12 protein-coding genes are annotated in these 13,741 nt (G+C 31.5%); 5 read left to right on the forward strand and 7 right to left on the reverse strand.

Annotated elements, in window-relative coordinates; translation table 11 throughout:
- Positions 1-53: 53 nt before the first annotated feature.
- Positions 54-2,375: a hypothetical protein gene (locus tag ACAM25_RS02850; RefSeq protein WP_369610834.1), complete on the forward strand. Its 2,322-nt coding sequence runs from the start codon at positions 54-56 to the stop codon at positions 2,373-2,375.
- Positions 2,376-2,407: 32 nt separating this feature from the next.
- Here the strand turns inward: ACAM25_RS02850 and ACAM25_RS02855 are convergent, their stop codons facing one another.
- The 6 genes from ACAM25_RS02855 to ACAM25_RS02880 all read right to left on the reverse strand — a co-directional run bounded on the left by ACAM25_RS02855 (position 2,408) and on the right by ACAM25_RS02880 (position 9,114).
- Positions 2,408-3,397 carry an alcohol dehydrogenase catalytic domain-containing protein gene (locus ACAM25_RS02855; RefSeq protein WP_369610835.1) on the reverse strand — a complete coding sequence of 330 codons (990 nt, stop codon included), beginning with the start codon at positions 3,395-3,397 and terminating at the stop codon, positions 2,408-2,410.
- Positions 3,398-3,488: 91 nt separating this feature from the next.
- A complete protein-coding gene (locus ACAM25_RS02860) occupies positions 3,489-4,445 on the reverse strand; it encodes an acyl-CoA thioesterase (protein ID WP_369610836.1) in 957 nt (318 codons plus the stop codon).
- Positions 4,423-4,815: a hypothetical protein gene (locus tag ACAM25_RS02865; RefSeq protein ID WP_369610837.1), complete on the reverse strand. Its 393-nt coding sequence runs from the start codon at positions 4,813-4,815 to the stop codon at positions 4,423-4,425. The genes ACAM25_RS02860 and ACAM25_RS02865 overlap by 23 nt, the downstream gene beginning before the upstream one ends.
- A gap of 1 nt (position 4,816) precedes the next feature.
- Positions 4,817-6,598: an ATP-binding protein gene (locus ACAM25_RS02870; RefSeq protein WP_369611591.1), complete on the reverse strand. Its 1,782-nt coding sequence runs from the start codon at positions 6,596-6,598 to the stop codon at positions 4,817-4,819.
- Between the two features lie 28 nt (positions 6,599-6,626).
- Positions 6,627-7,724 (reverse strand): DNA double-strand break repair nuclease NurA, encoded by a 1,098-nt coding sequence (locus tag ACAM25_RS02875; RefSeq protein ID WP_369610838.1) that lies wholly within the window; start codon positions 7,722-7,724, stop codon positions 6,627-6,629.
- 67 nt (positions 7,725-7,791) lie between these two features.
- Complete coding sequence (locus ACAM25_RS02880; protein WP_369610839.1) at positions 7,792-9,114, reverse strand: FAD-dependent oxidoreductase; 1,323 nt, start codon at positions 9,112-9,114, stop codon at positions 7,792-7,794.
- Positions 9,115-9,164: 50 nt separating this feature from the next.
- On the opposite strand from ACAM25_RS02880, the gene ACAM25_RS02885 reads away from it, so the two are divergent.
- From ACAM25_RS02885 to cysS, 3 genes are read left to right on the forward strand one after another with little or no spacing between them, the layout of a single operon-like run.
- On the forward strand, positions 9,165-9,605 hold the full coding sequence (locus ACAM25_RS02885; RefSeq protein ID WP_369610840.1) for a hypothetical protein: 441 nt from the start codon (positions 9,165-9,167) through the stop codon (positions 9,603-9,605).
- On the forward strand, positions 9,598-10,521 hold the full coding sequence (locus ACAM25_RS02890; RefSeq protein WP_369610841.1) for a bifunctional phosphoglucose/phosphomannose isomerase: 924 nt from the start codon (positions 9,598-9,600) through the stop codon (positions 10,519-10,521). The genes ACAM25_RS02885 and ACAM25_RS02890 overlap by 8 nt, the downstream gene beginning before the upstream one ends.
- A complete protein-coding gene (gene cysS, locus ACAM25_RS02895; RefSeq protein ID WP_369610842.1) occupies positions 10,511-11,917 on the forward strand; it encodes a cysteine--tRNA ligase in 1,407 nt (468 codons plus the stop codon). Before ACAM25_RS02890 ends, cysS begins: the two co-directional genes overlap by 11 nt.
- On the opposite strand, the gene ACAM25_RS02900 is transcribed toward cysS, so the two are convergent.
- Positions 11,898-12,338: an NUDIX hydrolase gene (locus ACAM25_RS02900; protein WP_369610843.1), complete on the reverse strand. Its 441-nt coding sequence runs from the start codon at positions 12,336-12,338 to the stop codon at positions 11,898-11,900. The genes cysS and ACAM25_RS02900 overlap by 20 nt on opposite strands.
- 54 nt (positions 12,339-12,392) lie before the next feature.
- Between ACAM25_RS02900 and ACAM25_RS02905 the strand changes: the two genes are divergently transcribed.
- The gene (locus ACAM25_RS02905) at positions 12,393-13,703 is read left to right on the forward strand and encodes a hypothetical protein (RefSeq protein ID WP_369610844.1); all 1,311 of its coding nucleotides are present in this window, start codon (positions 12,393-12,395) and stop codon (positions 13,701-13,703) included.
- Positions 13,704-13,741: the final 38 nt, after the last annotated feature.

A 13,741-nucleotide genomic window follows, 5' to 3' on the forward strand; every position in this document is an offset into this window, starting at 1 on the left:
TGTTTTGGGTAAAAGTTTAAAAATACTAATTTACGAACTTTTTTTGACCTAAAATGAAAGGGATTTCGAACATAATTTTCGCAGTAGTTGTTGTAATATTATTAATAATAGCGGCAATTGGTTTCTACGAATACTCTACTGTTTCAAGCAAATACTCTTCTCTACAATCCTCTTATTCATCTCTTTCAATGATGTCTTCAAAATACATGAATTTAAGTAACGAGTATATGTCGTTACAAACAAAATATAATCAGTTAGCTAAGAATTATTCAGCATTAGAATCAATGTATAATGCTTTACAAATGTACTTAAAAGGTAATGAATCATTGCTTCAAATGTATCAAAGTTTATACATGCAAGCTGAACATAATATAAGCCAATTAGAAGCTCAATTACAAGCTACTAAGACTACTTCCGGCAAAGAAGGGGCAGCATTGGATGTCGTTATGCTATTTTACGACGGTATTGCAATTGAAAATCCAAATGACGTTACTCCCTTCCTAGCTCCTAATTTCACAGCAACAATAATAGGTGTTCCATTTGCTGGAACATATACATTATCAACGTTTAATTCAACCTGGTTATCAGATTTCTTTTCTACTTATGAAACTGTGTACTTCTACACTACTGCTTTACCAACAGTTACGGCAATGAATAATAATACTTACCAAATAACCGATGTTGTTCAATACTTTGTAGCACCAACAAATGATCCAGTATATTTGCAAGTCTTTAACGCTTCTAACATAATCACTGTTCAATATATTCACGGAGTTCCTTATATAACGAGTTTAATGTGGAAAGGAAATGAAGTTCCTCCATCTGCTGTTATTGCAGGTTATCCATCACAGCATACGTTACAGTCAAATCAAGTTTTAGAAGAGTATTTATACGAAATTAATGCATTAGGTGCAGAATTCCCACCGAACGTTATTGCTCAGTATTTCTCACCATCTGCAACTCTAGTTATTAATGGTTCATTGCCACCTGGATTAAAAGCTGGAACTTATCAAGGTTTAAGCAATATAGAGAACTTCTTCAGTAGTTGGGATAATTACTTTATATTTGTACTTGAATATTTACAAAACTTGCTACCAAATGGAACTGTCGTTCCACCAACAGTCCAAATTAACTTATCTCCTTCTGGAGCTAATGCTACATTAACTGTTAACGATACTGTGATATTTGGTTTTGTTAATCAAGGCCAACCTGGATTCCCAGCTATATATGATATGCACTCTGTAGTTACTACATACTTCATATACAATTCAACTGCTGCAGAATGGCAAATAGTAAAACAAGTATGGAATGTTCAGATGGTTCCAATTGCCTCTGATACTATATACTATCCATTAGGGCCAGCAACATTCATAGTAAATAGTGAAAGTACTGTAACTGTGAATGCATCACAAGGAGCTGTTGTAACTGACGGTAATATAATAGTAACTATTGAGCCAGGCACATATGCTTATAACACAAAGACTAATACAACTTTATCAGTATACAACTTCTCAGTTATAACATTTAGTATGGAGGGAGTTTACGCACCGCCAAATACATCTTACACACCATTGTATGCATTTGCATTTGCAATTAACGGTCAAATTTCACCAGTATGGGAATTAGTTACTGCCTCTAAATCCCCATCTCCAGCAATAACTGTAGTATTGGGCGCAACAGATACATGGACTTCATGGACATGGTTTGGTGGAACATTTAATGGAACTACTTATGTTGGAGGAGGTTACAAGTTCGCTGACCACTGGTTATACGGGAATGGTGTAATAGCTAATATACAATTCTTCAAACCAGTCATTTGGATATTTGAAGCATCTCAAACTCCAGTAGGACAACCACCAATGTCAGCTTCAGTTTCAGTTTCTCCAGTATATGGAATGAACCCAGTGATGGCATATACTTATACTGTAAATGGAACGGAAGGTGGTGTAATATTTGCTGGTAATATAATTACTATAATTAAACCAGGCTCTTATATAGTAAATACTTCAAGTAACACAACATTAAAGACTTATGAATTCTCAATAATTTATTACCAGTTAAATAACTTGCCAAATGCTCCCAATGGTCAAACTCCAATATTAGGATTTGCCTATGCTATAAATGGACAAGTAACAACTAAATTATACTCTACTGAGCCATGGATTACCTTAATAATAACCCCAGATTCACAGCAAGTTACTATGTGGACATGGTTATCTAGCGGATATGCGTTTAAAGATCCGATAGTAATAGGAAATGGAGTTGTAGTGAATCTAACGTTCTTCAGACCAGTACCATGGATACTCACAATGCCAGCAGTAACATCAACCACCTCATCCACTACATACTCATCAACTGTTGGTTATTGGGCATAAAAAGCTAAATAAAAATTTTTTATTCATAATTTTTATTCTATTTTTAGAAATATTCTTCCATCTCTATTTTTATCAAATAATGCTTTTAATGCTTCTTGTCCCTCTTCTAATTTCATAACTTTCCATGTTTTCACTCTCAGTCTTTTTGCAATTCTTGCTAACTCAACTAGTTCTTTTCTGTTTCCTCCAGTTGTTCCAACTAGACTTGCATGTTTTCCATATATCATTCCTAAATCTAAGTTTACGTTACTTCCAGTTATTCCTCCGAAGAATAGGAGTTTACCATTATTTCCTAAAACTGAAAGACTCTTATCCCAAACAGAAGATCCGACCGAATTTATTACTATATCTGCCATCTTACCATCAGTTAATTTTTTCACTTTCTCCTCAACTTCATTATAACTTACTACTTCATCTGCACCAAAGTCTTTTATCCAGTTTTTACTAGTTACAGCTATTACATAACCTCCCATCATCTTCGCCAATTGAACAGCAAATTGACCAGTGTTTCCGCTAGCCCCGAAAACAACTACAGTTTTGTTAAATACTTGGACTGTATTTAGCGCATGATAAGCTGTTAACCCAGCTACTGGTAAACTAGCTGCAATTTCTTCACTAATGTCTTCAACTTTTACTACATTATGTTCTGGTACTGAAAAATATTCTGAGAATCCGCCGTTAGTAATTACACTTATGATTCCGCCATTTCTGCATAACATTTCCATGCCTTCTAAGCACATATCACACTTTCCGTCAAAGACTCTATTATAAACAACTACTCTATCTCCAATTTTAATATCTTTTACGTGATCTCCAACTTTTACAACTTCTCCGTAAATTTCTGCACCTGGTATGTGAGGTATTGGTTTTACTGGAATGAAATTAACAACAAAATAATCAATAGGATTTACTCCAGTCATTTTTACCCTTATTAATACATCGTGTGTTCCTATCTCTGGTTGATTCACGTCTGATAGTTTTAGGTTTTCTAAACCAGATTTTTCAAAAACTAAGGCTTTCATAAGAGAATATTGGATCTATTTATTTTAATTCTAACTTAACTTAAGTAAAGCTAGTTTCCTTTAATTTATAAATAGCCATGTTTATTAAAAATTACATTTTTATAAATTTTTTCCTTCTTTCTAATGCTTCCATATATGCTTTCTTTTCTTCTTCAGTTAAAGGTTGGTATTCTTTTACTTTAGCCGGTTTTCCATTTTTATCTATTCTTACATAATTAAAATAAGCAGTAGTTACATGCTCTTCAACGAAGTTTTTTGTATCTAGTCTTATTACGTTTAATATAACTTCGAATGAAGTGCTTCCTACATATGAAATTCCTGCACGTATTTTTATTATATCTGACAATCTAATAGGAGTGTAAAAACTAGTACTGTTTACGGATACTGTAACAACAGCCCCGTTTTCTGGGTTATAGTTCTCATAATTTATGTAACTTAAACATAAGGCTCCACCTATATCATCCATAAGTTTTAATAATTTTCCAGCAGAAATTATCTTTCCATCATATGTCATTTCTGGAGTAATAAAGTAAGTTGATTCTGATCTATATCTTAACCCTACTGTAGGGTCTGAAGTATCATATCTTTTCTTTATTCTATCCTTTATGCTTTCTGCTTTTTCTTGCCTTCTATGTAATGCTTTGTTAAACTTATCAAATTCTTCTTCAGTTTCTGGTACTATTTTGTTTTCTATAATAGTAGGTCTTAAAAATTCATCAACTTTAACATAAGTGCCAGTAGCTTCCACTAAAGTTTCGTTTCCTTTTAATGCTCTCATTGAAACTTCCATAGATGTATTTCCTACATAATCTACTTCTGCTTCAATATCTATTATATCTCCAAGCATTATTGGTTTTTTAAATACTACGTCATCTAATGACGCAATTACTGCCAATCCTCTAGCAACTCTCATTGAAGCAATCATTCCAGTATCAACTAAGAAACTTAGCATGTCTCCGCCATGTAGTCTACCTAGGAAGTTAGTATTCTCATAATGTATAATTCTTTTAGTAATTACTTTAGTTTCAGAGATTCTCAAATATGACACCGTTAACTTCATCTGCAACTTTTAAGAATTTTTTATCTAACTTTGAATATTCTATTGCATAATCCCTTAATTGGTCTAGTATTTCTTTCCATTTTTCTTTTACTTCTTTTAATACGTCGTCTGGCACTTTATCTATATCTATTCTTTTGTGATTAGCAGAAAAATAAGGCAAAAATTCATCTTCCGATAGGGAAATCACAACTATTCCTTGCCTATCTAAAACATATTCATGAACTCCTTTTTTTGTTATAGTTATACCAAAATCGTCAGAAGGGGGAAGTAATCTCATAACTTCTCTTAGGAATTGAAGAATGCTTTCTTTATCTCCTTTTATTTTCATTTTTTTTAAAGATTGTGAAAGTTCATTCATTTTAACCAGCCTTAGATAAATCGTAATGCCCTAATGGAGGTGGTACTGGTACTCTTATTTTAATCTTTCCTTCTCTTAACCAGGGCGAAAGAAGGAAAGCTACACCATTCTTTTCCCAACTTAAAATTTTTGCATCACTTTTAGATATTCCTAAGTTCTCAGCAACTTCTGGTTTTATTCTAAAAATCACTTTTGTGTTTGCTAATTGAACTATTATATCTGAAAGGTCGTTAGGATTATGGGTTGAAAAGATGAAACCAATCCTTCTTCTCCTACCTAATCTCATCATGGTAGATATTTTACCAGCTACTCTTCTCACATAATTAGCATCTTCTTCTCCTCCTTTACCAGAAGGAAAGAACTTATGAGCTTCATCTATTATAAGGACCAGTCTGTCCTTAAGATTTCCTTTTTTCATTTCCAGTTCTCTTAATTCGAAAATTTTATCAAGGAAATAATATGTAATTATCTTCTGGGAGAAATCATCTAACTCACTATTGTACAAATCTAAAACTAATAACTTGTAAGGTTCATTAAGTATCTTCTTAAGCGGTTCTTTTTTCACTCCGACATCAAACAATCCTGTTTCTTTCAGTAGATATAATCCTCTAATTATGTTTTCCTTAGTACTTTTATGAATACTTATCTTTTCTATGTCGTCAGTATCCATAGCCTCAATTAAATCGTCTAAAGAATTGTATTGCGACCCTTTCTTTTTTATTAAGATTTTAAGAAACTGAGTTGCTTGTTCAGAAAAATATGGATTTAGTCTATGTAATATTTTCTTTATATCATTAAATTTGAAATAAAAAGGGTAAATGTAAGTTTCAGCTTTCCACTCACTATTACTTATAACAATATTACCTGGATTAACTGAGATATAAAAATTAAACCCTTTTTTTCTTAAATAATTCACAATAGGTTCTACGTATAAATTATAATAAGAAGAAGTAATTGATAATAAGTCTTTCTTTCCACCAGTATATTTTTTGAGCCATTTTCTTGAAATGGGATAGATAATTCCAAGCTTGATTTCATTAAACTTAGAATATAAAGATTCAAACATTGAAAGGCTCTCCTTAACGCTCTTATTATTTTTATCTGGTGGTAAAAATATGTGATAGTAATCTCCAGTTGCATCAAAGACAAAGACCTTTGTATCATCAGCTATTTTGTATATTCCAGCTATAAGATCTTTAACGAATGACGTTTTACCAGCTCCAGTAGTACCTAAAATTAACATATGATAATTTAGATCATCGAGACTAATACTAACTTTAATTTTATTTTCTGGTGAATCAAGAAGACCCAATCTTAACAATCCTCTATTTGTATCTAATGCTCTCTCTATTATATCAGGATTAGGAAGAATGACTGGTGATTGAGGTTCTATGACTATATCAGCAGCCTCTGGTTCAGTAGACTCAAGTACATTTATCTTAGTTAACATTTCACATTTAACTACTACATTAGAAACTAATGATCCAGGTTCTTCATCTCCAGTTTCATTGACTGAAATTAAAGGAGAATCGGAAAAGAGTAACGAAGATACATCACTTCGTTCATAACCAATTACTCGCAAAAGAACAAAATACAAAGTTTTAATATCAATTGCACCGAGAAGAATGCCAATTCTTCCTAAGAAGGGATATTTATAATAAGTTTGTGCATCTAAAACAATATTTACTGTATTGTTTTCTTCATCAATTTTATTTGGTATATATTTCGCTACTCTTCCTACTATAGTGCCTAATGTTATGGCTAAAGCCTTAGCTTTCTCCATACGGTCTTTAATAGATGATATAAAATCCTCAGACAAGATTATACACCTCAAATTTACTCTTGAAGCTTTCTTGAATTCCTAACCTGTCTATGGAATAAATAATGTACTTCAGAATTCCACTAGAAAGATCTTTTGCTGTTTTGTCAGCTACAGACAAAATCTTAGGAATTCCATCTACTGAAAAAGGTAAAGAGGCCACGAGATTTATAGCTTCTTTGTTTAAGGATTCTATTCTTAAAATAGAAAATTTAGGAATATATTTATGATAAGGAATAATTAAGTAATTTATGTAATACCTAACTTTTTCTACTTCTCTTATTAATGGTCCTACAGCTAAATTAGGATAAGGAGGATTATAATTAAATCTCACTAATTGATATAAAAAAGCCTCATCTGATAGGAAGCTACTCGGACTAATTTTATATTTATTTTGAAAATCCTGGCTATTTCTTAATGCATTGACTAGAATGTTTGATTTATCTAATCTTTTAACTATTCCTATATAGTTATTGTCTATTATTTTAGTTCTTTCTTTGAATAATATAGTTTTTACTTTATCGGGCAAATAAACGTATGAAGGAAATAGGGGACCATCAATGATCGTAAGTCCCTTATCTTTGGTTATTTTTAATCCTTCAGTTTCAAGTACACTTCTTATCTCAGTTTCGATTCTTTCAGGCTCATATGTAGATAAAAAGGGTTCTCCAGTAAGCGAGATAGATGTAACATAAGGATTAGAAGAATATATGAAAGGTTCTATTTTACCTTTTGATGGATTAGTGGAAGCGAGTCCGATAAAAGGTTTTTTTATTGGTAAAGAAGGTAAACCGAAAACGGAAGGATAAACGCCATAAATAGGATAAATATGAGAAGAAATAGCTAAAGTACTAATACTAATTATACCACCTGCTGAAATTAGGCTTCTACTACTTCCATCAATAGCGTAAATGCTTCCGTTATATTTTCTTGGTGAAACTTCAGTTACAATCTCTTTTTCTTTTACGCCTATCTGTATTTCAGTATTAATTTTCTCTTCATTACCACTTACAAGGAGATTAAAGTAATCTCTTACGTATTTTTGAATGATCTCATCGAGTAATACAAAGAATCCCTTGTTCTCAGCCATCTTTCATATAAGAAATATCGATAGAAATATTTAAATATGGCGTAATACCAACGGGTATTACCACTTCTTATTCATCTTTCATTAATTGTCTTATTGCAACAATAACAGGATCCCATACTCTACTTATTGCTGGTAAGTAACCCATTTCTATAAAGAATGTATCCTCAATTATGAACCCTTTCATTATTGCAGCTGCTAACATATCAATTCTGCCTAGTACTTCTTCTCCACCAACTATTTGCCCACCTAATATTTTCTTGCTATTCTCGTCAGCAATAATTTTTATATGAATATCTTTTGCATCTGGGTAATATCTAGCTCTTGTTTTCCCAGATATAGTTGCTGCAATCGGTTTAAATCCATATCTTTTTGCTTCATCTTCTTGAAGACCAACTCTTCCTATGTAAAATTCTTTGTACTTTGTTATTTGTGTATTTACAACACCTGGGAATTTCATTTCATGACCACCAATATTGCTTCCAGCAACATATCCCATTTTATTTGCTACTGGTGCAAAGGGTACCCAGTATGGTTTACCGGTAACTATATGAATTGATTCCGTATTATCCCCAGCAGAATAAACCTCTCTATAATTTGTCCGCATATGTTCATCCACTTTAATTGCTCCAGTTTCCCCTAGTTTTATCTTATCTTTTACTAATTCAACATTGGGCGTTACACCAACCGCAACTATAGTTCCATCAACTTCATATTTACCCCTATCAGTTATTATTAACCTTCCTCCATTCTTTATGGTTTCCACTCTTTCATCTAACCTTACTTCAGCATCTTTCATTATCCTTTGAGTGATAATATTTCCTAACTCTTGGTCTAAAGTCCTATTAAGCAAATATTTTCCTCTATGGATCAGAATTACTTTCTTTCCTAAGTGAGTTAAAGCCTCGGCCATTTCTACTCCAAGTATACCTCCACCAATAATTGCAATATTATTTAAAGACCATAATTTCTCCCTAAGCTCAACTGCATTAGCTGGATGATGGGCATAAAATATTCTATCATTTCCGTCTTCTACTGAAAGTTTTTTTGGTAAAGAACCAGTGCTTATAACTAAATAATCATATTCAGCTTTTATCTTACCATCTTTAGATTCAGCGTATACTATCCTAGAATCCAAATCAACCTCAGTAACTTTAGTATTAATCTTTACATTTATCTTTCTTTTTTCTTCAAAAAATTGAGGCGTATAGGTCATAAATAAATTTTCATCATTAAATAAGCCCTCAACAAAATAAGGGATTCCACATGGTGCATGACTTACCATTTTAGTTGCTTCGAACACTGTAATTTCCATATCTGGTTTAAGCTTCCTCGCTCTAGAGGAAGCACTCATTCCAGCAGCTCCACCACCAATTACTACAAGTTTATCCATAGATTAAAATAAGAGAAGACCTTTTTATATAGTATTTATAAGATTCTTTTATGGAGACTACAAGATCACTTTTTGAGGATTTAATAAAAAAACTGGAGAATACAAGTGAAGCTGGACTAAGTTTTAATGAAGCTGAAATATTAAAATTTCTAAAGGCTGAAAGTAAAAAGCAATTAGAGATATATGATAAGCTAGAAAATGCTATCAAATCTCAGAATTGGAGTGAAGCAATATCAAACTTTTTGATTCTTGTAGAGAGAATAAATGTTTCATTACTATTTCTTATGCAACCTACTAATTATTCTGTTTTGGTAAACAGTAGAATATCTCCTTTATTTGAGGAATATCTTTCAATTATTTCACTTTATGTGTCATCTTCACTCCTTGAATTAAGACCTAATTTAAAGAAGATAGGAATAGAGAGTATAACTGCATCTATTTCCTCTAATCCCCCCTCTGTGAATATATCTATGGTGATAAAGAGTGAATAATCCTTATGAAAAGTGGCCTGATTACTTTCAAGAGGCAAGTAATCATGATATACCTTCTATTTGGAAAATTGAGGATCTTGTATATTTAGGGATTGGAGGAAGTGGAATACCCGGTAAAATATTAGAACTTCTTAATCTTCCAGTAAGCTATCGCTTATATCGAGGATATAAGGTAAATGTTAGTGAGAAAAGTACAGTTTTTGCAGTAAGTTATTCTGGTAATACTACTGAAACAATTGTTGCTCTTTTATCTTCTCTAAAGAAAACTAAAAAGATAATTGTTATAACTTCTGGGGGTAAAATAGAGGAAATAGCTAACAGGAATGGTTTACCAATAATTAAGCTTCCTAAAGGTTTGCAAACTAGATATGTCTTTCCATATATCTTTACTTATTTAATAAAGTTGCTTAATGAAGGATTAGGAACTAACTATAACATAAATGAACTCTCAGAGAGTGTTAAAGAAAGCTATTCTAGAATGAATGAGATAGGAGGACTTCTAGCGTCACAAATAGTAGGGAAAATACCAATAATTTATTCATCTACTTATCTTCCAATTGCTGAAAGATTTAAACAAGAGATAAATGAAAATGCAAAATATCCTGCATTTTATAATGAATTGCCAGAAGCAAATCATAATGAGATAGAATTGTATTCTTCTTCGTCAGATTTTTATCCAATAGTTTTAGTCTCTGACAAACTTGATGAAGAAACTGCAAATCTAATTAATGCATACAAAATTTATCCACCTTATTCATCAGTGCTGAAAAACATAGCTAGTTTAACATTATTAGCCGGTTTAGCATCAGTTAAATTAGCTTTATTGTTAGGGGTTACCCCCGAAAGGCTAAATATCATTCCTAAAATTAGAGAGAAGACGTTTAAGTTATTTGAAGGTGAGATAAATGCAAGTTAGAATTTTCAATACAATGGGTAAGAAATTACAACCATTAGAAACTGTTGAGCCTCAGACAGTAAAAATGTACGTTTGTGGTCCTACAGTATATGATTATCTTCACATAGGTCATGGTAGAACCTTTGTCGCATTTGATGCTATAGTTAGATATTTAAAGCTTAGAGGATATAACGTAATTAGAGTTCAGAATATTACAGATATTGACGACAAAATTATAAAGAAAGCACAAGAAACTGGTAAAGATTGGACAGAAATAGTGGATTTTTATACTAAAGATTATTTAGAAGCATTAAATCAGTTAAAAGTCGAAATTGATCAACATCCAAGAGTAACTTATCACATAAAAGAAATTATAGATTTCATACAAAAATTAATAGATAAGGGGCATGCATATGTGGCTCAAAGTGGGAGTGTCTATTTTGATGTTGACTCCTTCCCTTCATATGGCTTACTTTCTGGAACAAAAAAAGAAGAATGGAATCAGGGAGAAGAATTTATAAAAGAAAAAAAGAATCCTTATGATTTTGCTCTATGGAAAGCATGGAAACCTGGAGAACCATATTGGGAATCCCCCTGGGGTAAAGGAAGGCCTGGATGGCATATAGAGTGTTCTACAATGTCAATGAGATATTTAGGTGAGACTTTTGACATACATGGAGGAGGAATTGACCTAGTATTTCCTCATCATGAAAATGAAAGGGCACAAAGTGAAGCGTTATTAGGTAAAGAATGGGTTAAATACTGGGTTCACGTATCATATTTAACTATAAGAAAGGAAAAAATGAGCAAGTCTTTAGGAAACATAATCCCATTAAATGAAGCGTTAAAGAAGTGGGGACCAGCAACTTTGCGATATTGGTATTTGTCTTCACATTATAGAAGTAGTCTCGATTTTAATGAAGAATCATTAGAACAAGCAAAGAATGCCTTAACAAGGTTAAAAGACTCAATGAGTATAATTAGAAGTGTAATCAAAGAAGGACCTAAATATTATTCAAAGGATGAAGATATTCAAGTCCAAAGAAGTATAATAGAATTAGTTAAAGGATTTCATGCTGCTATGAGTGAAGATTTTGATACAGCTAAGGCTTTATCATATATTCATGAGATTGTAAGTTTAGTTTTTTCAAAAGTTCAATACAGTAGAGACTTTATGTCAGCTATGCTTGCTCTTGATGCACTAAGGCAATTTAATTATGTATTTGGTGTTATGGACGAGGAGTTTTTCCCTACTTATGAGATGTTAAATAAAGTTATTGATGCAGTTATTGAAATTAGAAATCAATTAAGAGCAAAGAAAATGTATGATTTAAGTGATCAAATAAGAGCTATTTTATCTGCTGCTGGAATAAAAATCCTTGATAGTAAAGATAAATCTACATGGAGATTTGAGTAACCTTCTCTAAGATCATTAAAGGTATTTTTTCTCCATTAAAATATTTTCGTAGCATATCGATAGTAGTAGGACTAGAATTTATTTTATCTAGCTCAGCAAAACTAAAATACTTAGCATCCTCAGCATCGCTACCTGGTTTTAAAATACCGTTTTTAACTTCACAAATAAAGTCTAATATAACATAATGAAAGCCTTCCTTAATTATTTGAATTACTGCTAATAAATCTTTAACTTCTACTTCAAGGTTAGTTTCTTCTTTAATTTCCCTCTTTACAGCCTCTTCTAAGGTCTCTCCAAATTTTACTTTTCCTCCTGGGATTGCCCAGCTTCCCTTGTTGGGTGGATTTTTTCTTTTTACCAATAAAATTTCTTTATTTTGATTTAAAATGACTCCACCTACAGCAACTAAAGGATATTCCATATAAAGTTTTCATAGGAAAAAAGTTAATATAAAGTTCGTTTACGTAGAATTGATATGATTAAAAGTATTTTCCTTCTGAGCTTGATATTCCTTTTGCCAGCTGTTTTAGTTCACTCATTACCATCGATATATACAAATTATAATCAAGTTAAAGTCATAAGTACTATTACAATATATAAGAATCTAGAGTATAAAATTGAATTACAGAAACAAGTTTCTATTAATCAAACAAAAACTAGTTTAGTAAATACAACAACCACAACAGTGGTTACAACTACTACTATTCCTAAAATAACGGCAGTTTATTTAGCTAACTATAGTATTACTGGAATTAATGGAACTGAAATAAGTGTGGAAATAACAGGTAATTTCACTAAGAACTTTACTTTCATAAGCCAGGGTAATTTCAGTATTAACTTATTTGAAGATGTAATAAATCTTCATTATCCTTATATTTTACCATTTCTTTTACTTAATAATACTTACGCATTATTGAATAAACAGTCTACATATGTCATGATTTATGATAAATCATTAAACTATACTTTAAATGGTAAAAATATTACAGCATATGATTTCTTTATTGTATATAACTCTTCATACTTTGCATCCTATGAAATTCTAAGCTCTGGCTATTTAGCTAACTATACAACAACATATAACGGTTCTACTCTTATCATGAGCCTTGTAAACTACTACAATTTAGTCAACATTACATTAAATACTAATTCTAATCCGTATTTGTCGAAGCCATATCTTTATCTAGAATATTTATATAGTGGAGAATCAAAGACATTACAAGCGAATAGCTATGTAGAAACTTATTATCCTCTAATAGCTGGAAATTATATAGGTCAAATAGTTTACTTATTATATCCTCAAGAGGGAAATTTAGTAGAACCTAATACATTTTATGGAATAAACGTTAATTATGAACTATATTTTAAGCCTATTGGAGATGAAGTTTTAACTTATTTACCGTCAAATTCCTCTACCATAATGTGGAATGGGAGAGTTTACACTCTTGTAAATACTACCTCAATTAAATTAGTTAATGGAAGTACTGTTCCCGCTTTACTTTATAGAAATGCTAGTGAAAATGTTACTGTTTACATTTATTTCTCTAAGAGTTCTAATATTTTACTAGAAGAACTTGTATATAATGCACTATTTCATAATTATACAGTAGAATTAAAATATCTTGGTAATGAATATATTAGTCCTAATATGAAATACATAAATGTAACTTTACCTAAATACACAACATTACCATATTCTTTAATAAATTTCAATGAAGGATTAGTTATTGCCATTGTTCTAACAGTTATAATCTCAGCATTAATTATTCTTTTTAGACAGAGATAAATTGGAAGTTAAAACATGTAAAGTAAAGTATATAGATA

The organism is Sulfurisphaera javensis, from assembly GCF_041154675.1.
Taxonomy (GTDB): domain Archaea; phylum Thermoproteota; class Thermoprotei_A; order Sulfolobales; family Sulfolobaceae; genus Sulfurisphaera; species Sulfurisphaera javensis.

Coding starts and splice junctions, on each gene's coding strand:
- ACAM25_RS02850 (WP_369610834.1), top strand. CDS start 54: ATGAAAGGGATTTCGAACATAATTTTCGCAGTAGTTGTTGTAATATTA.
- ACAM25_RS02855 (WP_369610835.1), bottom strand. CDS start 3,397: ATGAAAGCCTTAGTTTTTGAAAAATCTGGTTTAGAAAACCTAAAACTA.
- ACAM25_RS02865 (WP_369610837.1), bottom strand. CDS start 4,815: ATGAATGAACTTTCACAATCTTTAAAAAAAATGAAAATAAAAGGAGAT.
- ACAM25_RS02870 (WP_369611591.1), bottom strand. CDS start 6,598: ATGGAGAAAGCTAAGGCTTTAGCCATAACATTAGGCACTATAGTAGGA.
- ACAM25_RS02875 (WP_369610838.1), bottom strand. CDS start 7,724: ATGGCTGAGAACAAGGGATTCTTTGTATTACTCGATGAGATCATTCAA.
- ACAM25_RS02880 (WP_369610839.1), bottom strand. CDS start 9,114: ATGGATAAACTTGTAGTAATTGGTGGTGGAGCTGCTGGAATGAGTGCT.
- ACAM25_RS02885 (WP_369610840.1), top strand. CDS start 9,165: ATGGAGACTACAAGATCACTTTTTGAGGATTTAATAAAAAAACTGGAG.
- cysS (WP_369610842.1), top strand. CDS start 10,511: ATGCAAGTTAGAATTTTCAATACAATGGGTAAGAAATTACAACCATTA.
- ACAM25_RS02900 (WP_369610843.1), bottom strand. CDS start 12,338: ATGGAATATCCTTTAGTTGCTGTAGGTGGAGTCATTTTAAATCAAAAT.
- ACAM25_RS02905 (WP_369610844.1), top strand. CDS start 12,393: ATGATTAAAAGTATTTTCCTTCTGAGCTTGATATTCCTTTTGCCAGCT.